At 72.7% G+C, this 25,233-nt stretch carries 22 protein-coding genes; 8 read left to right on the top strand and 14 right to left on the bottom strand.

Features of this window, described 5'->3' with window-relative positions; genetic code table 11:
* Positions 1-18: 18 nt before the first annotated feature.
* Both ACZ4XJ_RS17135 and ACZ4XJ_RS17130 read right to left on the bottom strand, forming a co-directional pair.
* On the bottom strand, positions 19-486 hold the full coding sequence (locus ACZ4XJ_RS17135) for a nuclear transport factor 2 family protein (protein WP_468496626.1): 468 nt from the start codon (positions 484-486) through the stop codon (positions 19-21).
* Positions 487-686: 200 nt separating this feature from the next.
* Entirely contained in the window at positions 687-1,142 is a 456-nt protein-coding gene (locus ACZ4XJ_RS17130; protein ID WP_468496625.1) for a hypothetical protein, read from the bottom strand.
* Positions 1,143-1,279: 137 nt separating this feature from the next.
* Here ACZ4XJ_RS17130 and ACZ4XJ_RS17125 point away from each other — a divergent pair, with 137 nt between their 5' ends.
* Genes ACZ4XJ_RS17125 through ACZ4XJ_RS17110 form a run of 4 tightly spaced genes read left to right on the top strand, consistent with a single transcriptional unit; the run spans position 1,280 to position 5,793 of the window.
* On the top strand, positions 1,280-2,380 hold the full coding sequence (locus ACZ4XJ_RS17125) for a hypothetical protein (RefSeq protein WP_468496624.1): 1,101 nt from the start codon (positions 1,280-1,282) through the stop codon (positions 2,378-2,380).
* The gene (locus tag ACZ4XJ_RS17120; RefSeq protein ID WP_468496623.1) at positions 2,377-3,573 is read left to right on the top strand and encodes a toxic anion resistance protein; all 1,197 of its coding nucleotides are present in this window, start codon (positions 2,377-2,379) and stop codon (positions 3,571-3,573) included. Before ACZ4XJ_RS17125 ends, ACZ4XJ_RS17120 begins: the two co-directional genes overlap by 4 nt.
* A complete protein-coding gene (locus ACZ4XJ_RS17115) occupies positions 3,570-5,201 on the top strand; it encodes a substrate-binding and vWA domain-containing protein (RefSeq protein WP_468496622.1) in 1,632 nt (543 codons plus the stop codon). Before ACZ4XJ_RS17120 ends, ACZ4XJ_RS17115 begins: the two co-directional genes overlap by 4 nt.
* Positions 5,188-5,793, top strand: coding sequence for a hypothetical protein (locus ACZ4XJ_RS17110; RefSeq protein WP_468496621.1), 606 nt, complete (start codon positions 5,188-5,190; stop codon positions 5,791-5,793). The genes ACZ4XJ_RS17115 and ACZ4XJ_RS17110 overlap by 14 nt, the downstream gene beginning before the upstream one ends.
* 88 nt (positions 5,794-5,881) lie before the next feature.
* On the opposite strand, the gene ACZ4XJ_RS17105 is transcribed toward ACZ4XJ_RS17110, so the two are convergent.
* Entirely contained in the window at positions 5,882-7,747 is a 1,866-nt protein-coding gene (locus ACZ4XJ_RS17105) for a phosphoenolpyruvate carboxykinase (GTP) (RefSeq protein WP_362881417.1), read from the bottom strand.
* A gap of 335 nt (positions 7,748-8,082) precedes the next feature.
* On the opposite strand from ACZ4XJ_RS17105, the gene trhA reads away from it, so the two are divergent.
* The gene (gene trhA, locus ACZ4XJ_RS17100) at positions 8,083-8,739 is read left to right on the top strand and encodes a PAQR family membrane homeostasis protein TrhA (protein ID WP_362881428.1); all 657 of its coding nucleotides are present in this window, start codon (positions 8,083-8,085) and stop codon (positions 8,737-8,739) included.
* 94 nt (positions 8,740-8,833) lie between these two features.
* Here the strand turns inward: trhA and ACZ4XJ_RS17095 are convergent, their stop codons facing one another.
* From ACZ4XJ_RS17095 to ACZ4XJ_RS17055, 9 genes are all read right to left on the bottom strand, one after another.
* Positions 8,834-10,051 (bottom strand): glycosyltransferase, encoded by a 1,218-nt coding sequence (locus ACZ4XJ_RS17095; protein ID WP_468496620.1) that lies wholly within the window; start codon positions 10,049-10,051, stop codon positions 8,834-8,836.
* A gap of 240 nt (positions 10,052-10,291) precedes the next feature.
* Positions 10,292-12,361: a thioredoxin domain-containing protein gene (locus tag ACZ4XJ_RS17090; RefSeq protein WP_468496619.1), complete on the bottom strand. Its 2,070-nt coding sequence runs from the start codon at positions 12,359-12,361 to the stop codon at positions 10,292-10,294.
* Positions 12,362-12,422: 61 nt separating this feature from the next.
* Positions 12,423-13,970 (bottom strand): hypothetical protein, encoded by a 1,548-nt coding sequence (locus ACZ4XJ_RS17085; RefSeq protein ID WP_468496618.1) that lies wholly within the window; start codon positions 13,968-13,970, stop codon positions 12,423-12,425.
* On the bottom strand, positions 13,967-14,599 hold the full coding sequence (locus ACZ4XJ_RS17080) for an ABC transporter ATP-binding protein (protein WP_362883009.1): 633 nt from the start codon (positions 14,597-14,599) through the stop codon (positions 13,967-13,969). The genes ACZ4XJ_RS17085 and ACZ4XJ_RS17080 overlap by 4 nt, the downstream gene beginning before the upstream one ends.
* On the bottom strand, positions 14,596-15,333 hold the full coding sequence (locus ACZ4XJ_RS17075) for a class I SAM-dependent methyltransferase (RefSeq protein ID WP_362883010.1): 738 nt from the start codon (positions 15,331-15,333) through the stop codon (positions 14,596-14,598). The genes ACZ4XJ_RS17080 and ACZ4XJ_RS17075 overlap by 4 nt, the downstream gene beginning before the upstream one ends.
* Positions 15,326-15,898 carry a CypD family RiPP peptide-cysteine decarboxylase gene (locus ACZ4XJ_RS17070; RefSeq protein WP_468496617.1) on the bottom strand — a complete coding sequence of 191 codons (573 nt, stop codon included), beginning with the start codon at positions 15,896-15,898 and terminating at the stop codon, positions 15,326-15,328. The genes ACZ4XJ_RS17075 and ACZ4XJ_RS17070 overlap by 8 nt, the downstream gene beginning before the upstream one ends.
* Positions 15,895-16,455 (bottom strand): hypothetical protein, encoded by a 561-nt coding sequence (locus ACZ4XJ_RS17065; RefSeq protein ID WP_362883014.1) that lies wholly within the window; start codon positions 16,453-16,455, stop codon positions 15,895-15,897. Before ACZ4XJ_RS17065 ends, ACZ4XJ_RS17070 begins: the two co-directional genes overlap by 4 nt.
* On the bottom strand, positions 16,445-17,962 hold the full coding sequence (locus ACZ4XJ_RS17060) for an alpha/beta fold hydrolase (protein WP_468496616.1): 1,518 nt from the start codon (positions 17,960-17,962) through the stop codon (positions 16,445-16,447). The genes ACZ4XJ_RS17065 and ACZ4XJ_RS17060 overlap by 11 nt, the downstream gene beginning before the upstream one ends.
* 350 nt (positions 17,963-18,312) lie before the next feature.
* Complete coding sequence (locus ACZ4XJ_RS17055) at positions 18,313-18,507, bottom strand: cypemycin family RiPP (protein WP_468496615.1); 195 nt, start codon at positions 18,505-18,507, stop codon at positions 18,313-18,315.
* A 744-nt stretch (positions 18,508-19,251) separates the two neighbouring features.
* Here ACZ4XJ_RS17055 and ACZ4XJ_RS17050 point away from each other — a divergent pair.
* Entirely contained in the window at positions 19,252-22,578 is a 3,327-nt protein-coding gene (locus ACZ4XJ_RS17050; RefSeq protein WP_468496614.1) for a tetratricopeptide repeat protein, read from the top strand.
* 254 nt (positions 22,579-22,832) lie between these two features.
* Here the strand turns inward: ACZ4XJ_RS17050 and ACZ4XJ_RS17045 are convergent, their stop codons facing one another.
* Both ACZ4XJ_RS17045 and mca read right to left on the bottom strand, forming a co-directional pair.
* On the bottom strand, positions 22,833-23,078 hold the full coding sequence (locus ACZ4XJ_RS17045; RefSeq protein ID WP_383992440.1) for a hypothetical protein: 246 nt from the start codon (positions 23,076-23,078) through the stop codon (positions 22,833-22,835).
* 2 nt (positions 23,079-23,080) lie between these two features.
* Positions 23,081-23,962: a mycothiol conjugate amidase Mca gene (gene mca / locus ACZ4XJ_RS17040; protein ID WP_362883023.1), complete on the bottom strand. Its 882-nt coding sequence runs from the start codon at positions 23,960-23,962 to the stop codon at positions 23,081-23,083.
* Between the two features lie 107 nt (positions 23,963-24,069).
* Between mca and ACZ4XJ_RS17035 the strand changes: the two genes are divergently transcribed.
* Together ACZ4XJ_RS17035 and greA are read left to right on the top strand one after the other, a co-directional pair.
* The gene (locus tag ACZ4XJ_RS17035) at positions 24,070-24,486 is read left to right on the top strand and encodes a DUF4307 domain-containing protein (RefSeq protein WP_362883025.1); all 417 of its coding nucleotides are present in this window, start codon (positions 24,070-24,072) and stop codon (positions 24,484-24,486) included.
* A gap of 175 nt (positions 24,487-24,661) precedes the next feature.
* Positions 24,662-25,159, top strand: coding sequence for a transcription elongation factor GreA (greA, locus tag ACZ4XJ_RS17030; RefSeq protein ID WP_362883026.1), 498 nt, complete (start codon positions 24,662-24,664; stop codon positions 25,157-25,159).
* The last annotated feature ends 74 nt before the right edge of the window (positions 25,160-25,233 follow it).

Genomic DNA, 25,233 nt, shown 5'->3' with positions numbered 1-25,233 from the left:
CGCGCCCGTCGCCCGTTCTCAGGCCCCGGTGAGCCCGGGCGGCAGGGCCGGTGGATTCCCCTGCGTCCAGGTGATGCGCAGGTCGGCGCGGTGAAGGCGCCAGCCGGCGGAGGTCCGCACCAGCTCGTTGTCCGTGCGGCCACCGGAGAGGAACAGGCCGCCGTCACCGGCGAGCACATGGGTACTGAGCTGGTTCCCGCGCAGGGTCGCTCGGTCGGCGTCCACCTCGATGACGTAGTTGGTCCCGAAGTGCACGGTCCGGTCGAAGAGGCGCATCGCGGTGCGCACGTTCTCAAGGACGGCGTCCCGCCCGCGCACGAGTCCCGCGGGGGTCTCGGTGCTCGCGTCCTCGGTGAACAACGATTCGGCCCACGCCCCGTCGAACTTCCGTTCGTCGAGGGAACGCAGGTAGCGGTCGAACAGGTCGGTGACCTTGGCGCGGTCGGTCAGGGCCCGGATGTCGATGTGCAAGGTCTGGCTGTCCATACCGATGATCTTGCGGCCTCGGCAGCGGCAGGAGTCGAACGGGAGGCGGAATATGTCCCAAGCCGCCGCAGGGCCCGGGTGCGCGCGGGTTCCGGGCAGAGCCCCCACCACGGAGGACGACGCGGGTCGGGCAGGATCCGAAAGGACCTAGCGGGGCCCCGGACCGGGTGCCACGAACGAAGCCCCGCTCCCCCGCGCCGCTACCCGCCCGGGATCGGGGGCAGCGGGGTCGGCGGGGGGATGGGTTGCGTCGAGGCCACGCCGCACCAGGGGGTCGTGGCCGGGGGCCAGACCGGGCCGAGGGCTTCGCCGCTCTCCGTCGCGCCCGGGGCGACGCCGGGGATCTTGACCAGGGCCTGGGCCGCGCGGCCGCCGGGCTCCTCCCGGTCGCGGAACTCGACCGTGACGACGTAGCCGCCCGCGCCGGCGTCCCGGCGGGCCGTCACCTCGACCACGCCCACCACGCGCCGGCTCGCCGGATCGACGCGGCACCCGGTGACCCGTACGTCCTGGGCCGCCGGGCCCGGCGGGGGCGCGGCGGGGCGGTCCCCGCCGCTGGCCCACACGTAGAGCCCCAGCGGGGCGAACACCAGCAGTCCGGCCAGCCCCACCAGGCCGACGAGCCATCCCTGCCACTTCAATGCCGTCACGCCCATGGAACGATCCTCCCGGCCGGCCGCCCCGCCCACCAGCACCCACGGGCCCACACAGCATTTCGAAGTGGGACCGCCTGGACACCTGACGTTCACTCAACGCGGCGCGGAACGTGGGTTTCCGCGAGCACGCTGCACCCGTGAGACGCATCCTGGGAATCGCTCTGGCGGTCCTCCTGATCGGCGGCGTGATCGCCGTCATCGCCATCGGGGGCCGCACAGCAGAGGGCACGGCAACGAAGACCGTGCGTGGCGTCATCGGATCCGAGAAGTCCGACTTCTTCCGCGATCCGGACGTCGTCAAGGCCCTTGCCGACAAGGGCTACACCGTGAAGACCGAGACCTCGGGCTCCTGGGCCATGGACCAACTGGCCCTCAAGGAATTCGACTTCGCCTTCCCCGGCAGCAGTGAACCCGCACAGGGGATCGAGGCGGCGGCCGGCGTCAAGGGCGCGCAGACCAGCAAGCCGTTCTTCTCCCCGCTCGTCGTCATCGCCCGCGCCAACGTCGCCAGGGTGCTGTCCGACAACGGGCTGGCGCGGATGACCGGGAAGAACTCCGGCACCCTCCTGATGGGCCCCTACCTGAAGGCCGCCGGCGAGGACCGGAGCTGGCAGCAGTTGTCCGGGTCCGCCGCCCACGCCGAGCTGACCGGGACGGTGTTCATCAGGACCACCGACCCGGCCACCTCGAACTCGGGCGCGCTGTTCATCGCCGCCGCCTCCAACGTGGCCAACGGCAACACCGTCGTCGCCGACGACGCGGGCATCGCCCGGACCGCCCCGCTGATGCGGAAGTTGATCTCCGTGCAGGGCGCCCTGGAGCAGAGCACCGACGACCCGTTCCGGGCGTTCATCAGTGGCAGCGGGGAGCCGCTGATCCTGGCGTACGAGTCCCAGGTCGCCTCGCTCATGCTGCAGAAGCAGGCCGTGGGCAACGCCGCCGACATGGTCGTCCTCTACCCGGACACCACCGTCAACTCCCCGCACACCTTCGTACCGATCACCGAGGCGGCCAAGGACCTCGGGGCGCTCCTGGTCGACGACCCGAAGCTGCGCGAGCTGGCCGTGCGCCACGGGTTCCGCCCGCAGGAGGGCGTCGCCGAGTTCACCGCCGCGACCGCGCCGCACTCCGGCCACCTCAACCCGGGGCTGACCGGCATCCGGCAGGTCGGCGCACCGACCGTCGAGGTCCTGATGGCGCTGGCCGCCCGTGCCAAGGGACAGGGGGACACACCGTGACACCGACACCACCCTCCGGCGGCGACGAAGCGCCGCTCGTCCTCACCGCACCCGAGCCCGTCGCCCCCGTCCGCCGGGAGCAGGCGACCGGCCTCGTCCCGGTGCGGGACGGGGTGCGCGAGGAGATGGCCCGCCGGGCCTCGGAGTACGTCGACTCGCTCGCCGCGATCGACGCCCGCTCCCCCGAGTTCGCGGGGCGGATCGGCGAGATCGCCGGGCTCGGTTCCGCCGACGTCCGCAGCGCCGCCCAGCAGTCGAACCGGATGCTGGAGCGGGCCGTGCGCTCGCTCGGCCGGGACGGCGAGGGCGACGCCCAGGCCCGCGTCGCCTCCTCGCTCGTCGAGCTGCGCCGCACCGTGGAGGACCTCGGTCCGCGGGACGCGCCCCTCAAGGGGGCCCGCCGGCTGCTCGCCAAGTTGCCGGGCGGCAACAAGCTGCGCGACCACGTGGCCCGGTACGCCTCCTCGCAGACCTTCCTCAACCGGATCGTCGGCGCGCTGCGCGGCGGTCAGGACGAGCTGCGCCGCGACAACGCGGCCCTGCACACGGAGCGGGCCCGGCTCTGGGAGACGATGGGCAAGCTCCAGGAGTACGCCGTCCTCACCGAGGCCCTGGACGCGGCCGTCGAGCAGCGGATCGCCGAGGCCGGGCACACCGATCCGCAGGCGGCGGACGTGCTGCGGGCGGACGTGCTGTTCCCCGTGCGGCAGAAGCACCAGGACCTGTTGACGCAGCTCGCCGTGTGCGCGCAGGGCTACCTGGCGATGGACGTGGTGCGGCGCAACAACGACGAGCTGATCAAGGGTGTCGACCGGGCCGCGACGACGACGGTCTCGGCGCTGCGGATCGCCGTGATGCTGGCCTCGGCCCTGGACAGCCAGCGTCGGGTGACCGAGCAGGTCAACGCCTTGCGCGGGACGACCGAGGACCTGATCCGCGGCAACGCGGACATGCTGGCGACGCGGAGCGGGGAGATCCAGCGGATCGCCGCCGATCCCGCGGTCGGGGCGGAGACGCTGCGGACGGCCTTCGCGCAGATCTACAAGACCCTCGACACCATCGACTCCTTCAAGGTGCGGGCCACGGAGAACATGGCGGCGACGGTGGAGTCCCTGACCGGGGAGTTGCGGTCGGCGTCCGCGTACCTGGCCCGCACCCGTACGACGAGCGCGCTGGAAGGCGGGGACCGGTGAACGGGCGTACGGGACGACCTCGCGGACGGCTGGCGGTGGCGGTCGCGCTCGCCGCGACGCTGCTGGGGGCTTCGGCGTGCACCTCGGACGACTCCTCCGGCGGCCCCGGCGGTTCCGGGGAGTCGAAGCCGACGGCGTACGAGGAGGGCCGGCTGCGGGTGTTGGCCTCCAGCGAGCTGAGCGACATGGAGCCGGTCCTGAAGGCGGCGAAGGCGGCGACCGGGGTGTCGGTGGACTTCACCTGGTCGGGGACCCTGGACGCGGTCGAGCAGGTCGCTTCGGGGAAGGCCGACGGGCGCTACGACGCGATCTGGCTGTCCTCCAACGACTACCTGCGGCTGCGGCCGGAGGCGTCCGCGAAGCTCGCCAACGAGACACCGGTGATGTCCTCGCCGGTGGCGATCGGGGTGAAGCCGCAGGCCCTGGCCCGGCTGGGGTGGAAGCCGGAGGAGGTGACCTGGTCGGCGGTCGAGGAGGCCGTGGCCGCCGGGAAGCTGACGTACGGGATGACGGACCCGGTGCGCTCCAACTCGGGCTTCTCGGCGCTGGTCTCGGTGGCTTCCGGGCTGTCGGGGGCGCAGGCGGCGCTGACCGAGCAGGACGTGCGCGCGGCGCAGCCGAGGCTGAAGGGGTTCTTCAACGGGCAGAAGCTGACGTCGGGTTCCTCGGGCTGGCTGGTGACGGCGTACGCGAAGCGCGACGACGTGGACGCGCTGGTGAACTACGAGTCGGTGCTGCTGTCGATGAACGACCGGGCCGAGCAGCCGCTGACGGTGATCCGGCCGAAGGACGGCGTGGTCACGGCGCACTATCCGCTGACGCTGCTGACCTCCGCGCCGGCGGGGGCGCGGGAGTCCGGGCGGGCGCTGACGGAGTACCTGCGGGGCGCCGACGCGCAGCGGGCGATCACGTCGGGGACGTTGCGGCGGCCGGTGGCGGCCGGGGTGGCTCCGGCGGCGGGTCTGGACCCCGCGGTGCGGCGGGAGTTGCCGTTCCCCGGTTCGCGGGCGGTCGCGGACGGGCTGCTGGCCTCGTACGAGAACGAGCTGCGGCGGCCGTCGCGGACGGTGTACGTGCTCGACACCTCGGGGTCGATGGCGGAGGAGGACCGGATCGGGCGGTTGAAGGCGGCGCTCACCGAGCTGACGGGGACGGGGAGTTCGGGGCCGGGTCACAGATTCCGGGACCGCGAGGAGGTGACGCTGCTGCCTTTCGGTGACAAGGTGAAGAAGGTGTTGACGCACGTCGTCGAGCCCGGGAGTCCGGGGGCCTCCCTGGACGCGATCCGCGGGGACGTGGCGTCCCTCCGGCCGGAGGGGGGCACGGCCGTGTACGGCAGTCTGAAGGCCGCGTACCAGCACCTGGGGCAGGGGAACGCCGACGCGTTCACCTCGATCGTCCTGATGACGGACGGGCAGAGCGGTGACAAGGTGCAGGATTTCGACTCCTTCTACGCCGGTCTTCCGGAAGGCCGCAAGCACACGCCGGTCTTCGCGGTCTTGTTCGGCGACTCGGACCGCAAGGAACTGACCCACATCACGGAGCTGACCGGCGGGCGACTGTTCGACGCGACCGACGGCAACGGCTCGCTCGACGGAGCCTTCGAGGAGATCCGTGGCTACCAGTAGGGCGCTCGGCTATCTGGAGTCGAGGAAGAACCTGGCCGGCTCGGCCTGCGGGGTGCTCGGGGTGGTGCTCGCCCTGGTCGGGGTCGCAGGCCCGTACTGGCCGGTGGTGGTCGCCGGGCTGTACGGGGCGGGCGCGCTGATCGCCCCGCCGGAGCGGGTGCCGCTGCCGGCGGTCCCGGACCCGGCGGAGCAACTGGGCGTACTTCGGGCGGACTTCGGCCGGCTGCGAGAGTACTTGGCGGAGGTGGAGCTGCCGGCCTCGGCCGGGGGGAGGCTGTCCGAGCTGACGGAGCTGTACGCGGCGCTGCTCGCGCCGGGCTGGGTCACCGAAGTGCTGGCGGTGGATCCGGAGGCGGTGCACGCGCTGTCGCGGGCGATCCGCACGGACGTCCCGGAGTGCGTGGACACCTACCACCGGACCCGGTGGTGGACCCGGCTGGCGGCGGGCGGGGAGCCGCCGGAGCGGCACCTGGAGCGGCAGCTGTCGGTGCTGTTCGACGAGGCGGAACGCCTGACGGCGGACCTCCGCGAAGCAGAGGCCCGCCGTCAGCAGACGCACACGACCTATCTGGAAGAGCGCGGACGCTCCTGACAGACCAGGCAGGTCGGTGTGCAGCGGTGGGAACCGCTTGGTCGGGGGCTCCCACGTCTTGGGCCCCGGCGGTGGCGGGGCGGGGTGGTCAGCCCAGGCGCTCGACGAGCGCGTGGTACTGGTCCCACAGTTCCTTGGGGGTGTGGTCGCCGTAGGTGTTCAGGTGCTCGGGGACCAGTGCGGCCTCGTCGCGCCAGATGTCCTTGTCGACCGTGAGGAGGAACTCCAGGTCGGCGGCGGGCAGGTCGAGGCCGTCGGTGTCGAGGGAGGCCACGGTCGGCAGGACGCCGATCGGGGTCTCGACGCCGTCGGCGGTGCCGTCGAGGCGGCCGACGATCCACTTCAGGACGCGGCTGTTCTCGCCGAAGCCGGGCCACACGAACTTGCCCGCGTCGTTCTTGCGGAACCAGTTCACGTAGTAGATCTTCGGGAGCTTGGACTGGTCCTTGCCCTTGGCGACGTCGACCCAGTGGCCCATGTAGTCGCCCATGTTGTAGCCGCAGAACGGCAGCATGGCGAAGGGGTCGCGGCGCAGTTCGCCGACCTTGCCCTCGGCGGCGGCGGTCTTCTCGGAGGCGATGTTCGAGCCGATGAAGACGCCGTGGTTCCAGTCGAAGGACTCGGTGACCAGCGGGACGGCGGAGGCGCGGCGACCGCCGAAGAGGATCGCGGAGATCGGGACGCCCTTGGGGTCCTCCCACTCGGGGGCGATCGTCGGGCACTGCGAGGCGGGGACGGCGAAGCGGGCGTTGGGGTGGGCCGCCGGGGTGTCGGACTCCGGGGTCCAGCGGTTGCCCTTCCAGTCGATGAGCTCGGCCGGGGCCTCCTCCGTCATGCCCTCCCACCAGACGTCGGAGCCGTCCGGGGTGAGCGCGACGTTGGTGAAGACGGTGTTGGCGTACATCGTCTTCATGGCGTTGGCGTTGGTGTGCTCGCCGGTGCCGGGGGCGACACCGAAGAAGCCGGCCTCGGGGTTGATCGCGTAGAGCCGACCGTCCTCGCCGAAGCGCATCCAGGCGATGTCGTCACCGACGGTCTCGACGGTCCAGCCGGGGATCGTGGGCTCCAGCATGGCGAGGTTCGTCTTGCCGCAGGCGGAGGGGAAGGCGGCGGCGATGTACTTCGCGCCGGCCGACTCGCCCTGCGGCGGGGTGAGCTTGAGGATCAGCATGTGTTCGGCGAGCCAGCCCTCGTCGCGGGCCATGACGGACGCGATGCGCAGGGCGTAGCACTTCTTGCCGAGCAGGGCGTTGCCGCCGTAGCCGGAACCGTAGGACCAGATCTCGCGGGTCTCGGGGAAGTGCGAGATGTACTTGGTGGTGTTGCAGGGCCACGGCACGTCCGCCTGGCCCTCGGCGAGCGGAGCGCCGAGGGTGTGGACGGCCTTGACGAAGAACCCGTCGGTGCCGAGCTCGTCGAGGACGGCCTTGCCCATGCGGGTCATGGTGCGCATGGCGACGGCGACGTAGGCGGAGTCGGTGATCTCGACGCCGATCGCGGAGAGCTCGGAGCCGAGGGGGCCCATGCAGAAGGGGACGACGTACATCGTGCGGCCCTTCATGGAGCCGCGGAAGATGCCCTGCTCGCCCTGGCCGTCCTCCGCGCCGATGAAGAGTTCCTTCATCTCGGCGGGGGCCTTCCAGTGGTTGGTCGGGCCCGCGTCCTCCTCCTTCTCGGAGCAGATGAAGGTCCGGTCCTCGACGCGCGCGACGTCGGAGGGGTCGGAGGCGGCGTAGTACGAGTTCGGGCGCTTGGTCTCGTCGAGCTTCTTGAACGTGCCCTGGGCGACGAGCTCCTCGCACAGGCGCTCGTACTCGGCCTCGGAGCCGTCGCACCAGACGACGCGGTCCGGCTGGGTGAGGGCGGCGATCTCCTCCACCCACGAGATCAGCGCCTCGTGCCGGGTGGGGACGTTCGTCGGGACGGAAGTGGGAGCCGCGTTGTCGCGCGCCACGATTGCTCCTTGTTGAGGGGTTTGTTTGGTGTTTGCCCCGTGGGGGCTGCGACCCGGACGCTTCGCGCTCCGCTCATCCGGTGCCGACCGCACTCATCTGATCATCCGGTGGATGTGCGCATATGTCCAGGGGGCCTCTCACGTGAGCATGGCCACTCCCGTCAATCTTCCGTAAAGACGTACGTCCGAGGATCGCGGGAAGACGGCTACCGGGAACCTACGGACCCGTAGGTAGCATGTTCGCCATGAATTCTGACGCCGCCGCCGCGGCCGCCGAGCCCTCCCCGGCCGCCGAGGCCTCCCCGGTAGTCGACGCCTCCCCGGTGGTCGAGGCCATGGAAGCGGTCGAGTCCGTCCTGGAGGCCAAGCCGCTGCTGCGCGGTTGGCTGCACCTGGGCATGTTCCCCGCGGTGATCGTCGCGGGCCTGGTGCTGATGACCTTCACCGACACGACCGAGGCCCGGGTGGCCTGCGGGGTGTACATCCTCACGGCCTGCCTGCTGTTCGGCGTCAGCGCCGTCTACCACCGCGGTACGTGGGGCCCGCGCGGCGAGGCCATCCTGCGCCGGCTCGACCACGCCAACATCTTCCTGATCATCGCGGGCACCTACACCCCGCTGACCGTCCTGCTGCTGCCGCCGTCCACCGGGCGGACCCTGCTGTGGGCGGTGTGGATCGCGGCGGCGGCCGGCATAGCCTTCCGCGTCTTCTGGGTCGGCGCCCCGCGCTGGCTCTACACCCCCTGCTACATCGCGATGGGCTGGGCCGCGGTCTTCTTCCTGCCGGACTTCATGCGGACCGGCGGGATCGCCGTCCTCGTCCTGGTGATCGTCGGCGGACTGCTCTACAGCGTGGGCGGCGTCATCTACGGCATGAAGCGCCCCAACCCCTCCCCCCGCTTCTTCGGCTTCCACGAGGTCTTCCACTCCCTGACCCTGGCCGCCTTCGTCGCCCACTACGTCGGCATCTCGATGGCGGCGTACCAGCACTGACGCGCGGCGCGTACGGGGACCCGGTCGCGGTGACGCGGCCGGGCCCCCGTCGCTCCGTACGGGTGCGGCGGGCGGGGTGTCCCCTCGTTGCGGCTCAGCTCCTGGTGGCGGGCGCCGCGCGGGGGCCGCGCGGCAGGTACACGAGCGCCTCGGTCGCGACGAAGCGCAGGACAAAGGTGGTGGCGAGGGCGAGCGCGGTGGCCGGCAGGGCCTCCAGGCCGAGCTTGGCGACGAAGAGCGCGATCAGCGGGATGCGCAGCAGCAGGTCGGCGTTGGCGAGGAGGGCGAACCGGCCCAGCCGGTCCGCCCAGTGGCGGTGCCGACGGTCGCGGAAGAGGAGTTGCTCGATGAGGACGAAGTTCCACAGGACTCCGGCCTGGTTGGCGATGATCTCGGCCGGTAGGTAGTGCGTGCCGGCGTGGGTCAGCAGCCACAGAGCGAGCAGGTTGGGGACGAACCCGGAGAGTCCGATGAGGCCGAAGCCGATCATCCGGGCGAGGGGGGCCGCCGAGCGCAGGGCGGCCAGGTGCGCGAGGAAGCGCAGGCCTTCGCGGACGGCGGACTTGGACTCCCCCGCGTACCGGCCCTCGCATACGAACGGCACCTCGGCGGGGCGCGCGGGGCGACAGCGGACGGCGAGTTCCAGCAGGACGCCGGGGCCGAGCGGGCACGGGGCGGCGGCGGTGACGGCGGTGCGGCGCAGCGCGAAGAAGCCGCTCCTGGGGTCGCCGATGCCGCGCAGGGCGCGCGGGAAGAGGCCCTTGGCCAGCAGGCCGGCGCCCCGGGAGACGGCGACGCGGTAGCCGCCGGCGCGGCCGCCGCCGGGTAGCCGGCGGGCGGCGACGACGAGGTCGGCGCCCGTGCGTTCGCCCGCACCGACGAGTTCGGGAACCAGGTGCGGGGGGTGCCGGAGGTCGGCGTCCATGACGACGATCCAGTCGGAGGCGGCCCGTCCGATCCCGGCGACGACGGCGCCGCCGAGCCCGCCGTCCGGGCTCGTGCGGCGCAGGACGGTGACGGGGAAGGGGCAGTCGGCGGCGGCCTTCTCGATGGCGGCGACGGTGCGGTCGGTGGAATCGTCGGTGTCGGCGGTGTCGTCGGTGGAGTCGGCGACGAACAGCACCGCGTGGGGCGGGTGGGCGGGGAGGGCGGCGGTGAGCCGGGCCAGTAGTTCGGCGACGTGGGCGGACTCGTCGCGGATCGGGATGATCACGGTCACGGTCACGCCGCCGTCCCCGGAGGGTTCGGAGGGCTGCGGAGCCGGAGATTCCGGATCATCCAGGGCGTGCGGGGGCCACAGGTCCTCGCTCATGGTGCGTCAGCTCCCGGTCTCGGCGTCGGTGCGGCGGATCTCGACGCGGTCCTCTCCGGTCCCGAAGACGGCCACCGCGGTCGAGTGCTCCCGTGCAGCCTTCACGGTGGACCGGTCCGTGGCGTCGCGACGCCACGGACGACGAGCGGACGAGGTGGTCGGTGCCGCTCCGGCCGCCCGGCCGGGTCCTGCTTGCCGCGTTGACCGGCGAGGACCCCGGCGGACGTCGGCCCCGGTGCTTCAGGGTCGAACCGTGCCCAACTGCTCCGCGAGCGCGCCCGGTTCGGTCGTGGGTCGCGCGCAGACGAAGTGCCGGCACACGTACGCCGTCGCCAGGTCGTCCACGAGGGTGCGCTCGGCCAGAAGGGGGAACTCCCCGCCGGTGCCGTCCGCCCGGAGCGGCAGACCGGTCGCCACCACCGCCCCGGGAGCCGTCCCCAGCAACGCCGTCCGGTGCAGCGCGGCCCGCGCCGCGTCCTGCGGATGTCCGACGACGGCCACCTCGCGCGGCCCGTCGACGAGCGCCTCCGCGACCGCCAGACCGTGCCCGATGAAACGCGGGGCGCGCGGCCCGAGGGCGTGCACCACCCCGAGCGCCCGCTCGGCCGCCGTCCGGTGCGCCTGCGAGCCGGTGTGCGCGGCGTACGACAGCAGCGCCCCCGCGGCGGCGGTCCAACCGGACGGCGCCGCCGTGTCGGTGGGGTCCTGGGGCCGCCGGATGAGCTGCTCGGCGTCGTGCGCGGTGTCGTAGAGCGAGCCGTCCTCGGCGGTGAACCGGTCCAGCACCAGGTCGACGAGGAACCCGGCGAACTCCAGCCAGACCCCCTCGCCGGTCACGGCGGCCAGCGTCAGGAAGCCCTCGGCGACGTCGCCGTAGTCCTCCAGCACCCCGGCGCTCGGGCCGACCTCCCCGTCACGGCTGGTGCGCGCGAGCCGGGCCTTGCCGTCCATGTGGACCCGTACGAGCAGGTCGGCGGCCTCGGTGGCCCGTTCGATCAGGTCCGGGCGCTCGAAGTACGCCCCGCACTCGGCGAGGGCCGCGACGGCCAGACCGTTCCAGGCGGCGACGACCTTGTCGTCCCGCCCGGGCGCGGGCCGCGCGGCACGGGCGGCGAGCAGCCGCTCCTTGATGCCGGTCAGCCGGTCGGCGTCCACGTCGGGACCGTCCTGCGGCAACCGCAGGACCGAGGTCCCGTGCTCGAAGGTGCCCTCCTCGGTCACCCCGAAGACGGCCGCCGCCAGTGCCCCGTCCTCCTCGCCGAGCACCTCGACCAGTTGGGCCGGCGTCCAGGCGTAGTACGCGCCCTCGACGTGCTCGCCGGTCACCGGGTCCGCGCTGTCGGCGTCCAGCGCCGAGGCGAAACCGCCCTGGTCGGTGCGCAGTTCGCGGACCATGAAGTCGGCGGTCGCCAACGCGACGCGGCGGGCCGGTTCGGATGCCGTGCTGCGCCACAGGTGCGCGTACGCCCGGCACAGCAGGGCGTTGTCGTAGAGCATCTTCTCGAAGTGCGGGACCAACTCGGCGCCCGGCCGCGGGCGCAGCACGTAGCGGTGGAAGCCGCCTCCCACCTGGTCGAAGAGGCTGCAGCGCGCCATGGCCTCGCAGGTGCCCTCGGCCATCTCGCGGGCGCCGTCGGAGCCGGTGCGGGCGTGGTGGCGCAGGAGGAACTCGACGACCATGCCGGCCGGGAACTTCGTGTCGCCGCCGCCGAACCAGCCGCTCGCCGGGTCGTAGTCGCGGGAGAGCTGGAGCAGGGCGTTGGCCTGGGACTCGGCGGTCGGCAGCCCCGCTCCGGCGCCCGATCCGAGCTCGCGTTCGGCCAGGTCGCGGGTGATCTTCCGGGCCACCTCGGCGACCTCGCCGCGCCGGCCGGTCCAGGCGGCCCGCACCCCTTCGAGGACCTGCATGAAGGAGGCCATGCCGTGGCGGGGCTCGGGCGGGAAGTAGGTGCCGAAGTAGAAGGGCTCGCCGTCGGCGGTCATGAAGACGGACATCGGCCAGCCGCCCTGCCCGGTGGCCGCCTGCACGGCTTCCATGTAGACGGAGTCGACGTCGGGGCGCTCCTCCCGGTCGACCTTGACGTTCACGAAGTGCTCGTTCATGTAGGCGGCGGTCGGCTCGTCCTCGAAGGACTCGTGCGCCATCACGTGACACCAGTGGCAGGAGCTGTACCCCACGCTCAGGAACACGGGGACGTCGCGGCGCCGGGCCTCCTCGAACGCCTCGGGCGACCACGGCCACCAGTCGACCGGGTTGTCGGCGTGCTGAAGGAGGTACGGGGAGGTCTCATGGGCCAGTCGATTCGCCATGTGTCCATCCTGCCCTGCCGCCCCGGAGTCCCGCGGGACCCCTGCCGCCGGCCGGTCCGCCTTAGACCCGGCCGAGGCGGGTGGCGAAGGGGCGGAGGGGCCACCCGGTGCGGCGCAGGCCCGACCGGACGCAGCAGGCGGCCGCGACCAGCGCGAGCAGGGCGGCGCCCGACGCGGACGGCATCCCGTTCATCACGAGGACGCCGAGCAGGACGACGACGAGACCGTCGAACTGCCAGACGAAGACGCGGAGGGCGGAGAGGTCGCCCAGCGGCGTGATGATGGGCAGCAGCAGCTCGACGGGCAGGTTCATCTTCATCTCGCGCAGGAACCTGGCACCCAGCGCGAGCACCACCGACCCGGTCGTGAGCAGCACCGCGTCGACCGGTCCGTCCTGGAGCGGCCACCGGGTCAGGACGGTGACGGCGCCCGAGAGCCCCACCGGGACCACCACGGCGACGACCGGCCAGGCCAGGGTGCGGGCGAGCACCCCGCCCCACCACTCGCCGAGCAACGGGGCCAGGGTCAGCTCGTCGCGCAGCCCGCGCCAGCTCTCGCCGACCCAGCCGGACCCCAGGTACACGCCGACCGCGCCCGTCGTCCAGGACAGTGTCGCCAGCCGGGCGTCCGGCTCGGCGACCCCGAGGGCCAGCAGGACGCCGCCGGTCGGCAGGAACACCGCCGCCGCGAGCGCGCGGCCCCGGGTGCGGACCGCGCGGACCGCCCCTTGGGCGAGGTGGCCGCGCAGCCGCCCGTCCGGGCGCGTCAGGGCGGACGTGAGCCCGCTCGGCTGGGGGCGGTACAGATCGAGCGCGTGGTGGAGCGTGCCGGTCCAGGCGAAGGTCTGGGCCTCGGCGGCACGCGCCGACTCCCGGGCGAGCCGGGCGAGATCGACCGTACGGACGGCCCGGAACGCGGACCGGCCGAGCAGGAAGGCCGCGACCACGAGCACACCGGTGACGAGCCACGGCCCGCCCCCGCCCACGAGGGCGGAGCGGCCGAGCAGGGCCACGCCTGCCGCCGCGACGGCCACGGCGGCGGCGAACAGGACGTTCTCGCGCACCGTGCGGACCTGGCCCCACAGCCAGGCCACGGGGGCGGCGGCGCCGATGCCGACCGCGACGGCCAGGGACTGCGGCAGCAGTGGGCTTCCCGGGTCGTCGAGCAGGTCGGTCGCCAGGAACGCCGCCGTGCAGACGACCAGGACCGTGCCGAGTCCCGCGTAGGCGAGTCGGCGGCGGGCGATCGCCGCGAGGTAGTGCGTCGGGGACAGGTCCGTCGACATGAACACGTGCAGCAGGAACGGCTTGAGCACCAGCGGTCCCCAGAACCGGCCGGTGAGCTGGGCGCCCCAGACCACCGCCGCCGCGACCAGGCAGGCCACGGACGTCACCGCCTCGGCGGACGGCAGCGGGACGAGCGCCGCCGTGGTGCGCACCAGGTAGACGACGGGCGCCACGTAGACGGCGCTGAGGATGACGCCGAGGTAGACGGTGTACGCCCAGTCCTGCACGGTGGCGCGGTCGCCGCGGTGGGCGTACCGGTGTCGCACGGCGTGGACGCGGTCCCTGGGGTCGGCCTCGACGGCGTTGATGCTGTCCATGGTCATCCCAGCTCCATGACGCCGTCGCAGGCCTCCACCACGGCGGCCTCATGGGTGGCGACCAGGAACGACGTCCCCTGCTCCGCCCGTTCGGCGAGCAGGGCGGCGACGAGGTCGACACGATCGGTGTCGAGGTGCCGCTCGGGTTCGTCGAGCAGGACGACGTCGGCCGGGCGGACCAGGGTCAGCGCGAGGTTGAAGAGCTGGAGCTGGCCGGAGGAGAGCTGGGAGGGGAAGCGGGTGCCCAGCGCGCTGAGCCCGAGCCGCCCGATGATCTCGTCGGCGCGTTCGGCGGTCTCCGTGGTGTTGCCGAACCAGGAGGCGGCGACCAGGGTCACCTGTTCGCGGAGCGTCATGTCACGGGCGACGGGGATCGGTTCGACGAGCGAGGCCACCAGACGCCGGTGCCGGGGCCTGGCCATGTCGACGGTCTCGCCGCACACGAGGACGGCACCGTCCGTCAGCCTGCGGCTCCCCAGGAAGGCCCGCAGGAGCGTCGTCTTCCCGGAGCCGTTGCCTCCGGTGAGGCACCAGAACGCGCCGGGCATCACCTCGAACGTGGTCGGGGCGAGGAGGGTGGTCCCGTCCAGGACGACCGTGGCACCCTCCGCGGCGATCGCCGGCACTTCGCTCACTGCCGCTCCAGTACGACCAGCATCTCCCGCGAGCGCGCGGTGTACGGCTCTCCCGCGTACGACCCGTTGACGCCCGTCACTTCCAGACCCGCGATCCGCGCCATCAGGCGGATCTCCGCCAGCGTAGCCCAGGTGGCCTGCTCGTGGAACGCGGTGAGGGTCGACGCCCCCTGGACCAGGAAGATGCTCAGGATCTGCTGGGCGGCGCGGTCCGCGGTCTGCGTCACCGTCAACATCCGGTCCCGGCCCAGCGGGTAGGTGACCGAGTGCGCGTCGCCGCCCGTGCGCTGGAACTCGGCGGGGTCGGTGCAGTCCAGGAAGGCCGCGCCGCCCGGCTTCAGGTGCCGGGCGATGCCCCGCAGGAGCTCGATCTTGTCCTCCTGCTCCTGGGCGAGGAAGAAGGTGTTCCGGGACATCGTGACGACGTCGAACGTGGAGTCGAACCGAAGTGCGCGGAAGTCGCCCTCCACCGCCTCGACCTCGCGGTCGAGACGCTTCTTCTCCAGCACGTCCAGGGACGGCCGCGAGGCGTCGACCGCCACGACCCGCGCCCCGGCCTCGGCGAGCGCGAACGAGGACACGCCCGTGCCGCACCCCAGGTCCAGGACGCTCTTCCCGTCCAGGGGCCGGTGGGACGACACCCAGGCCACCAGCCCGGCCCCCGGGGAGAGCATCGACGACACCAGGTCGTACGCCTCGATCGCCGTCTCGTCGTACACGCTCGGATCACTCACCGGAACGCCCTTCCTTCCGCATCCTGTTGGCCACGGCGAGGGCACCCGGCAGGTTGAAACCCACCTCGGCCGTCTGCCGGTTGCTCGCGCGCACACCACTGACCCGCGGCGCGAACGCGACGTTCGGGCGGAGCTTGAGGGTCCGCACGTTGTCCTCGACGATCTCGTTGGACCCCGGGAAGGTGTCCGCGATCACGAGGGGCGCGCCGGTCAGCTGGAGCATCATGAGGGCGGGCGAGTCCGCGCGCCCCTGCGCCAGGCGCATGACGGTGTCCAGCGTGGCGGGGAAGACGAGGAAGCACTCGGAGGCGCCGCTCCTCCCCGAGTTGACCTCGGGCGGCACGTCCGGGTCGTCCCACGAGTCGACCCACACGGCGCCGTTGGCCAGGTGGCGCAGCGCCCGGACCGCCACGAACCGCGACGCGGCGGGCGTCACCGACACGTTCACGACCAGCTCCGGCTGCAACTCGCGCAGCCAGTGGATCCACCACGGCACGAGCGCCGCGCTGATGGAGCCCGTGACATGGACGTGCAGCTCCGCCCCCTCGAACTTCTCCACGTTCACGCGACGGCTCCCGCCGGGCGGGCGGCGGTCCCCAGGGGGATCCACTCGGAGGTGAGGATCGGCTTCATCCGCTGGTCCGCGGGCGCGCTGGGGAACACGTTCATCAGCAGGAACTGCAGCGCCCGGGCGTCGTCGGCCACCGCGGCCCGGCTCGCCGCGAGCACCAGTTCGTACGGCAGGCTCCGGGTGACCCACGAGAAGTCGGCCTGGTTCGCGCTCATGATGGAGAGCTGCTGCATGGCGTCGAAGAGCGCCTTGGGGCCGCGGCTGCGCGGGTTGTACAGCACCTGCGTCCACCCGTGCGGTACGACGGGGGTCACGTCGCGCCACGGAGTCGAACCCTCGTCGGTGGTCTCCCGCACCAGCAGGTGCACGTTCTGCACGCCCGGGTTCGGTGCGAAGAACCGCCAGCCGGGGATGGGCCAGCCGCCCGTGAACGTGCGCATGTCCTGGTTGTACGAGTCGGGGGTGTTCTGCAGCACGGTCGCCACCAGGTGCGCCGCGAGCGCCCCGACCGCGACGGTGGTCGCCCCGCCCTTGATCCGGTCAGTAAGCATCCATGAACCTTCTGATAGCGCCCTCGACCTGTTCGGCGTGCTCCCGGTACCCGATGATCGACCGGTGCGCCGAGCCGCGCACCACCTCGAACTTCGCCCCGAGCTTCTCGGCCAGCACCGCCTGCTGCTCGGCGTACTCGTCCGAGGCGACGACCAGGACCGATTCGACCGCGCCGAGACGCTCCACGGCCCCCTCGGTCCCCATGCGGCGGTACTCGCGGACCGAGTTGACGATGTTCCTCGGCGAGAACACGAACTGCACGTGGCTGTACTGGACGTCGGGCGTGTAGCCCGCCTGCCGCTCCACCGCGTTGGGAGCCCACTCGTAGATCCCGGTGAGCGCCGCCACGAGCGTGTAGACCTGCGCCTGGAGGAACCGGCCGAGCCGCCGGCGGTCCGTGCGGTCCTCGTCCAGCAGCACCGGGTCGGTGCCGTCGACGACGATCAGCTTGTCGACACGGCCGGCGAGGGGCCCCTCGCCCAGGTAGGAGGCGGCGCTCAGCGATCCGATCGAGTGGGTGGCCACCACGATCCCGCCCTCGACGCCGACCTCGTCGAGCACGGCGGCGAGGAGGTCGCCGTTCTCCGCGCGGGAGGTCGTGAGGCCGTATCCGGAGCGGTGGTAGCGGATGACCGTGTGGTGCTCGGCCAGGCTCCGCGCGACCCACTCCCACGATTCGAAGGACTGCCCGAGGCCGCACTCCAGGACGATCACCGCGCGGGAGGGGGTCCCCTCCGCGGGACGGTCCACCCGGTACTCGACCTCGCCGTCGGCGTGGCGGAGCCGTGCTGCGCCCTTGGGGCCGAGCCGGCGCTGCTCGGCGACCCGGCGCTTCTCGCGTGCGATCAGCGCGCTCGTGAGGACGGCGCCGCCGGCGACGGCGAACACGGCCTTCTCGAACGTCCGGGGGGCGCCGCGGGTGTCCAGGACGTAGCCGACGGCTCCGTGGGACCCGAAGAACCCCCAGACGAAGCGCGGCAGTTCCATGGCGGCCGCCACACCGACGTGGAAGGCCTTGACGGCCATGAGCGCGTGGGAGGCCCGCTTGCGCGGCAACAGGTAGATGAGCGGGAAGGACGTCTCCCACACCACCGTCGCGACGGTCAGGGCCCGGCACAGTCGCGGGTGCTCGCGCAGGATCGCCGCGGCGGGTCCCCGGCCGTACGCCTCCGTCTGAAGGACTTCGAGCAGGGCGTCGCCCTGGACCCAACTGCTGCCGAAGGCCTTGGAGATTCCCGAGACCGCGTAGCTCAGCCCGGCCTGGAAGTTGACCGCGCGCAGGAAGAGGTCGTCGGAGAGCCGCTGGTCGGGAATCAGCCCGGTGAGGGCGCGGTACTGGGTGATGACGGCCGTCATCTGGTCCGCGCCGTCCCGCCCGTAGGGGGTGCGGATCTCGCTCAGCCGGTTGCACGTCCCGATGACCGCCGCGGCGGCGATCTGGGCCTTCCGGTTTCCGCGGGCGAGCGCCAGGCCCGCCGATGCGGCGAGGGTCACACCCGCGAGCACGCGGGGAGTCCGCGGATGGTCGATTACACGGCCTATTCGGTGCCGCAATGTGCCTGCCGGATACTGCCGGGCCGATGTGCCCCTCAGATATCCGTCCTCTTCGAATTCCTCACGGAGAAACAAGGTCTCCGCGGCTGCCAGAGCCTGACCGATCGCTATCGGAAGAAATACGCGATCGGCCGCTTCCTGGGCGGCTGTCGCATTCGAGGCGTACTGCCCCCACCACTTCCATTTCACCGGATTGTCCGTCTCCCCCGTCGCATGCCTGGCCGCCGTCGTGAGTACTCTGGACCGCGCGCCGGAGAGGCCCGGTTGCGACGGGCCTCTCCGGCGGCAGTCTCAGTCCTGGGTCAGCAGACCAGGCAGATCGTGCTGCCCTGGATCACGAACTGGGCAACGGTCGGCGTGGCCGGTGTGGCCATGGCCGGCGTCTCGCAGTCCGCGTGGAAGCCCGGGGCCGCCGCGCCGAGAACGGCGTTGGCGAAGTCCTGCGCCGCCAGAGCCTCAGCGGAATTGGAACCCGTAAGAGTCATTTCAGATCGCATTTCCCTAACCTTTCGTCGGTGATCATGCGAGCGAATGGTATCGGCATATTGAACGTTGCCACCCCCGTCGCCCGCTCTGAATGAACGCGCTGCACAACGTTTGCAACTTCGACGTTGCGGACCGACCTTAAGCAGACCTTCAAGAACTCGTCAAGCACAATTGCCCGGCTATTGCCGCATAACACAGGCCCTGTAATGCGGCAGAACCGACGACTTTTTTCGGCCATCCGAACGGATTCTTTACAGCGGGGCGACTCGGACGATTGGGGGCGGCGCCCTCGCCGGCGGCGAAGGATGTTCGAGGACCCGCGGCGCGGGGCGCCCGACGGGGTGGGGGCGGGCGGCGGAGCCCCGGGCGCCCCTGCCCGCGGCGCTCGGGGCCGGCGACATCCGGCCAGTTCTCGACCCACCACACCCTCGCGTTCGTCATGTCGACCGTCCCGCCGGGGCCACCCCGTCCGTTCCGCACGGCGCGTGTGTGGTGGATCTCCAGGGAGGCGCGAGCGGTGAGCGGCCCCTCGCGACCCGGGCGGCGTCACCTCCTCGGCTGGACGGGCTCGCCGCCCCGGGCGGGCGGTTCCTCCTCCGGGAGGGCGTCACGGCGGACCAACAGGGACGCGGTTGCCCGGCGATGGGATCGGTCCTGGTCCAACTCCCTCTGAACTAGCTCAGATTCGCTCGCCTTCAGGATCGTCCCGCAGGACACTTGGCGCACGTTTGCGGAGCTCTCCGAGGAGGATGCCGATGCGGGACAGCCATCGTGTCGAGGCCGAACGCCTGCTGGCCCGGGCCGTCGACGAGGAGGCCCGGCGCGGCGTCGCGGGGTCGGCCCTGCCACCGGCCGATCAGGAGGCGCTGCTGGCACGCGGCCTGAAGGCCCTGGACGGGATGGCCGCGGCCGCGGCCGAGGAGTACGCGGCGTACGCGCTCGCGCTGGACGAGGCGGCGTCCGGGGACCTGTCCCTCGGGGAGGCCTTCCGACGGGGGAACACCTCGACGGCCCTGCTGGTGACGGCGGTCGCCGCCCTCGCCGCGGCGGGCGCGGACCTGGCGTTCGGTGTCGACGCCGGTACGGCGGTCGGCGCGGGCATCGTCGTGGGCGTCGCGGGGGCGGCCACGACCGTGGCGAAGGTGACCGCGCTGCACCTGCCGGCCGCGAACCGGCGCGCCGGGGCCGCCGGCCGGCCGGGCGGGCCGGAGCAGCTGCGGCTCCAGTGGCTGTCGGCACTGGAGGTGCGCGGGGTACGGCCGTTCCTGGAGCGGGAGCGCACCGCGGCGGCGGCCGTACGGGTCCCCGCGCGCGGCGGAACGGCGGGCAGGCCGGCGTCGGGATCGGGGCCGGGAGCGGGATCCGGCACGAACGGCGCCTCTCCCCGGCCCGCGCCGGGCCCGGGAGCCGGGTCCGGTGGCGCGGCGGCCATCGGCAAGCAGGCCTCCGGCGGCGGGCTCGCCCCGCTGCGCGGTACGGACCGCAGCGCGGAGGCGCGGCGGCGCGGCATGTTGGAGCAGTCGTTCGGGCAGCTCCCCGACTCCGGCGCCCTGTTCACGGGCCGGCGGGCGGAGCTGACCCGGATCGCGCAGTGGGTACAGGCGGCCCGGGCCAGCACCGAGACCCGGCCGGTGGTCGTGGTCCTGCACGGCGAGCCCGGCTCCGGCCGCACCTCCCTGGCGCTGCGGGCGGCGCACGCGCTGCGGGACCAGTTCCGCGGCGCGTGCCTGGTGGACCTGCGGGGCGGGTCGGCGGCGCCGGAGACCCCGCTGCCCACCCGGGAGGCGCTGCTGCACCTGCTGAACCGGCTCGGCGCCCCGCGCGAGCAGCTGCTGTTCCGCGAAGGGGCGTCGGCGGACCAGCAGGTGCGCCGGCTCGGCGAGTTGTACCACCAGCACCTGCGCGGGCTCCCGGTGACGGTGGTGCTGGACGACGCGGTGGACGCGGCGCAGGTGCGCACGCTCGTGCCCGAGCGCTCCGAGAGCCTGGTGCTGGTCACGGCGCGGGAGCCGCTGGAGCTGCCCGCGGACCTGTCGGCCTGGGTGCACCAGCTGCCGGTGGGGCGGCTGGCGCCGCCGGAGGCGGCGCAGGTGCTGCGGGAGGGGGCGCGGGCGGCGGGCGAGGCCGCGCCGGCTCCGGAGGCGGAGGCCGGGCTGCTGGAACTGGGGGCCGGGCTGCCGCTCGCGCTGCGCGTGCTGGCCCCGCTGGGGGCGGCGCGGGCCTCCGACAGCGGGGACGGTTCGTTGGAGCACGCCCTGGACCTGGCCTACGCACGGCTGCCGCAGGAGCGGCGCCGGTTGCTGCGGCGCCTCACGCTGGCCGGACGGGCCTCGCTCGGCGCGTCCGCGGCGGCGGCGCTGACGGGCTCGGACCGGGCGGAGGCCGGTCGGCTGCTGAGCGACCTGGCGCAGGCGGGCCTGCTGGACCTCGTACGCGGGGAGCGGTACCGGATGCACGACGCGGTGCGCGCGTTCGCGGCGGCGCGGCTGGCGGCGGACGAGGACCGGGCGGAGGCGGCGGCCGCCCAGGAGAGGCTGATCCGGGACTACGCGCAGCTCGCGGACTCGGTGATCCGGATGGTCGACGGGAAGATGTCGACGCGGGCGAACCACTTCGGCGGGCACGGCTTCGCCTCCCTCGACGCGGCGCTGCGCTGGCTGGACGAGGAGTCGAGCTTCATCACGGCGGCCCTGCGGCACGCGGAGGGCGTCGACCAGCAGACGGTGCTGGACCTGCTGGGCGCGCTCTGCGACTTCTGCCTCTTGCGCGGGGACCTGTACCGGCTCGGGGAGATCAACGAGCTGACGCGGGCCGTGGACGAGGAGCGGATGGCGCGTTCGGTGCAGTGGCGCACCGGTATCGCGGCGCGTCAGCTCGGCGAGCTGGACAAGTCGCGCACGACGCTGACCTCGCTGGTCGACCAGTACCGGGAGGCCCGGCAGGAGGCGGGCGCCGGGATGGCCCTGGTCTCGCTCGGGATCACCCTGCACCACCAGGGCAACCTGCCGGAGGCGGCGACCCGCATCCGGGAGGCGCTGGCCCTGCAGGAGGCGCCGGAGCTGGCGGGCGACCGGGCGTGGGGCCTGCACGCGCTGGCGGCGGTCGAACGCGACCGGGCGCACCTGGCGGAGGCCCTGGCGCTGCTGGAGCGCTCGCTGGTGCTGCACCGGGAGAACGAGAGCGTGCACGGCGAGGCGTGGGCGCACTTCCAGTTGGGCCAGGTCCACCTGCGGCTCGGGGACGTGCCGCGGGCCGAGACGGAGTTGAACCGGGCCCTGGACCTGTACGGGCGCACCCGCGACGACCGGGGCCGGGCCTGGGCGCTGACCCAGCTGGGTCGGGCCCGGGTGGTCGGCGGCGATCCCGGTCCGGCGCAGGAGCGGCTGCGCGACGCGCTGGGCCGGCACCGGCTGGCGGAGGACACGCGCGGGGAGGCATGGACGCTGTACTACCTCGGGCAGGCGTTGGAGGAGGGCGGCGAGCGGGACCGGGCGGTCCGGGAGCTGGAGCGGGCGCGGACGATGTTCTCGCGGATGCGGGACGTGTACGGGCTGGCGCACGCCCGCCACCACTCGGGCCGGGTCACCCGCGACCAGCGGGCGGCGCAGACGGGGAACCTGCGCAACTCCGGCTTCGCCCGTCAGCTGCTGGTGGACGCGCGGGCCGATTTCCGACGCATCGGGCTCGCCCACGGCGAGGCGTGGACCTGCCTGGAGCTGGCGGTGGTGGACGCGGGCAACGGCCGGATCCCACAGGCGCTCGGCCTGTGCGAGGAGGCGGCGCGGCTGTTCGTCTCGTACGGGGACCTGCGCGGCGAGGACTGGGCCCGCTTCCTGCGGTGCACGCTGCTGCCGTACGCGGACCCCGCCGCCCCGGACGAGGCGCGGGCCGAGCTGTCCCGGCTGGTGGCGGCCCCGCATCCGCTGCGCGACGGCAGGCTGGACGACTGCCTGGAGACGTACGGGGTGATCCTGGGCCGGGGCGTGGACCCGACGGAGGGCTGGCAGGCGTGGCGGCTGGGCATGGTCCCGAGCCTGCGCTCGCGCGAGGTCATGGGGGTCCCGGTCCCACCGCGGGCCTGAGCGGAACCGGTACCGCGCCCCCGCGGGAGTGGGCGGAACCCGTCCCGCGCCCCGACGGGCGCGAGCGGGTCCGTACGCGGAGGTGGGCCGGTCCGACCGGCTCCCGCGAGGGGGTCCGGATCCGTACGCCCACGTGCGGGCCGGGCCCCCACCGGCCCGCCCCGGCCCGTACGCACGACCCCAGCGGCGTCACCCCGCCGGGGAAGCGCCGCCCCACCGGTCCTCCGGGCGGGGCGGCGTTCGCGTGCGGGGTGTCAGCCGGTGCTGTCCGGGGTGGCTGCCGTCCGCGCGCCCTTCGGGCCCGCGGCGGCCGGCTCCGGGGCTTCCTGGAAGTCCACCCGCCCCATGTGCCGGGTCATCGACTTCATCAGGAACCACACGCCGAGGGCGAGGGCCGCGAACACGATGAAGCCCAGGATTCCGGGGGTCACCTTGTTCTTGTCGAAGGTGTCGCCGGCCAGGGGGAGGAGCTGGGTCAGGGCTGACTGCGTAGCGCTCATAGCTACGCATTCTCCCGGATGCCCGCGAAGAGGTCGGACTCGGGGAGGGAGGTGTCCACGAGCGACTTCGCCAGCTCGTACTCCTCGGTGGGCCAGACCTCCCGCTGGAGCTCCATCGGAACGCGGAACCAGCCGCCGTCCGGGTCGATCTGGGTGGCGTGCGCGATGAGGGCCTTGTCACGGATCTCGAAGAAGTCCGCGCAGGGCACGTGCGTGGTCAGGGTCCGCTCGGTGCGCTCGAACTCCTTCCAGCGCTCCAGCCACTCCCCGTACGGCGACTCCAGGCCGCGCGCGAGGAGCGCCTCGTGGAGGGCGACGGTGCGCGGCTTGTTGAAGCCCTGGTTGTAGTAGAGCTTCTGCGGCTGGTAGGCGACGCCGTACTCGGCCTCCGGGAACTTCTCGGTGTCGGCCGCGCCGTCGAAGGCCACCATCGTGATCTTGTGGGTCATGATGTGGTCGGGGTGCGGGTAGCCACCGTTCTCGTCGTAGGTGGTGATGACCTGCGGCTTGAAGGCGCGGATCTTCTTCACCAGCTCGCCGGCGGCCTCCTCCACGTCCGCGAGGGCGAAGCAGCCCTCGGGCAGCGGCGGCAGCGGGTCGCCCTCGGGAAGGCCGGAGTCGACGTAGCCGAGCCATTCCTGGTCGATGCCGAGGATCTCGCGGGCCTCGTCCATCTCCTTGGCGCGCACCTCGTGGATGTTCTCCTCGATGTACTTGTCGCCCTGGAGCTTGGGGTTCAGGACGGAGCCGCGCTCGCCGCCGGTGCAGGTCACGACGAGGACGGGCACCCCCTCGGAGACGTACTTGGCCATGGTGGCCGCGCCCTTGCTCGACTCGTCGTCGGGGTGGGCGTGGACGGCCATCAGTCGGAGCTGCTCGGTCAAGGCGGGATCCTCTGTGATTCGGCGCGACGGTCGGCTTCTATAGTGACCGAACGGGGGGTCGGAAAATTCCAACGGGTGCCTCACCCTCCCCACTGAGAGGAACGATCATGAGCGCGGTGCGCGAAGGGCTCCCCGAAGGCCGGTACGGCCGGTCCGAGGACGAGCGTGCGGACCGCAGGCTCAAGGTGGTCGGGTCGGTACTGGGCGTGGTCCTGCTGGGCGTGGTCGGCTGGATCGGCTGGGACTACGTCGGCGGTCAGAGCGTCAGCGGCGAGATGATCAAGTTCCAGATCCTGTCGGACACCGAGGTCAAGGTGCACCTGGAGGTCCGCAAGGACGCCTCGGTGACCGGTGTCTGCACCCTCAGTTCCCAGGACGAGCAGCACGGTGAGGTCGGCCGCGCCGACTTCACTTTCGCGCAGCGCGACACGCGCGTGGACGAGGTCGTCACGCTGAGGACGACCGGGCGTGCGACCGCCGTCGAACTGGTCGGCTGTCAGAGCGCCGCGTCCCCGGTCGGCTGACCCCGGACCGCTCGAACGACGCCTCCTTCGGGACCGGCTGCCCGGCGGGTATCCGGAACGCGATGACACACTTCACTCACCGGGTGTCCTCCCCCTTTTCTTCCCGAATTGTTAGGCTCGTGGTTTCGCCCGCCGCCGGCGGCTTCGCATTCCCCTGTACCGACGAGGAGCACCCGTGACCCAGACGAGCGATAACGTCACCTGGCTGACGCAGGCGGCGTATGACCAGCTGAAGGCCGAGCTGGACTACCTCTCTGGTCCCGCACGCACGGAGATCGCCACGAAGATCGCCGCCGCCCGCGAGGAGGGCGACCTGCGCGAGAACGGCGGTTACCACGCGGCCAAGGAGGAGCAGGGCAAGCAGGAGCTCCGGGTGCGTCAGCTCACGCAGCTCCTGGAGAAGGCGAAGGTCGGCACCGCGCCCGCGTCCGACGGCGTGGCCGCCCCCGGCACCCTGATCACGATCGCCTTCGACGGCGACGAGGACGACACCCTGGAGTTCCTCCTCGCCTCCCGCGAGTACGCGTCGTCGGACTTCGAGACCTACTCCCCGCAGTCCCCGCTGGGCAGCGGCGTGAACGGCAAGAAGATCGGCGAGGACGCCCGGTACGAGCTGCCGAACGGCAAGCAGGCGACCGTCAAGATCCTGGCCGTCAAGCCCTTCAACGGCTGATCCCTCCTTACGCGCACGCGCGCGGGAGCCCCCGTCCGGACCGCTCCGGACGGGGGCTCCCGCACGTGCGGGGG

It is taken from the genome of Streptomyces sp. NPDC029836 (assembly GCF_055574495.1).
The sequence above is the reverse complement of the archived record's forward strand: the minus strand, read 5'-3'. Positions and strand labels throughout refer to the sequence as shown.

Bases quoted from the DNA above. Each gene is read 5' to 3' on its own strand.
- ACZ4XJ_RS17065 (WP_362883014.1), bottom strand. From the start codon at position 16,455: ATGCTTACTGACCGGATCAAGGGCGGGGCGACCACCGTCGCGGTCGGG.
- trhA (WP_362881428.1), top strand. From the start codon at position 8,083: ATGGAAGCGGTCGAGTCCGTCCTGGAGGCCAAGCCGCTGCTGCGCGGT.
- ACZ4XJ_RS17055 (WP_468496615.1), bottom strand. From the start codon at position 18,507: ATGCGATCTGAAATGACTCTTACGGGTTCCAATTCCGCTGAGGCTCTG.
- ACZ4XJ_RS17045 (WP_383992440.1), bottom strand. From the start codon at position 23,078: ATGAGCGCTACGCAGTCAGCCCTGACCCAGCTCCTCCCCCTGGCCGGC.
- ACZ4XJ_RS17050 (WP_468496614.1), top strand. From the start codon at position 19,252: ATGCGGGACAGCCATCGTGTCGAGGCCGAACGCCTGCTGGCCCGGGCC.
- ACZ4XJ_RS17035 (WP_362883025.1), top strand. From the start codon at position 24,070: ATGAGCGCGGTGCGCGAAGGGCTCCCCGAAGGCCGGTACGGCCGGTCC.
- ACZ4XJ_RS17085 (WP_468496618.1), bottom strand. From the start codon at position 13,970: ATGACCATGGACAGCATCAACGCCGTCGAGGCCGACCCCAGGGACCGC.
- ACZ4XJ_RS17095 (WP_468496620.1), bottom strand. From the start codon at position 10,051: ATGAGCGAGGACCTGTGGCCCCCGCACGCCCTGGATGATCCGGAATCT.
- ACZ4XJ_RS17090 (WP_468496619.1), bottom strand. From the start codon at position 12,361: ATGGCGAATCGACTGGCCCATGAGACCTCCCCGTACCTCCTTCAGCAC.
- ACZ4XJ_RS17130 (WP_468496625.1), bottom strand. From the start codon at position 1,142: ATGGGCGTGACGGCATTGAAGTGGCAGGGATGGCTCGTCGGCCTGGTG.
- ACZ4XJ_RS17135 (WP_468496626.1), bottom strand. From the start codon at position 486: ATGGACAGCCAGACCTTGCACATCGACATCCGGGCCCTGACCGACCGC.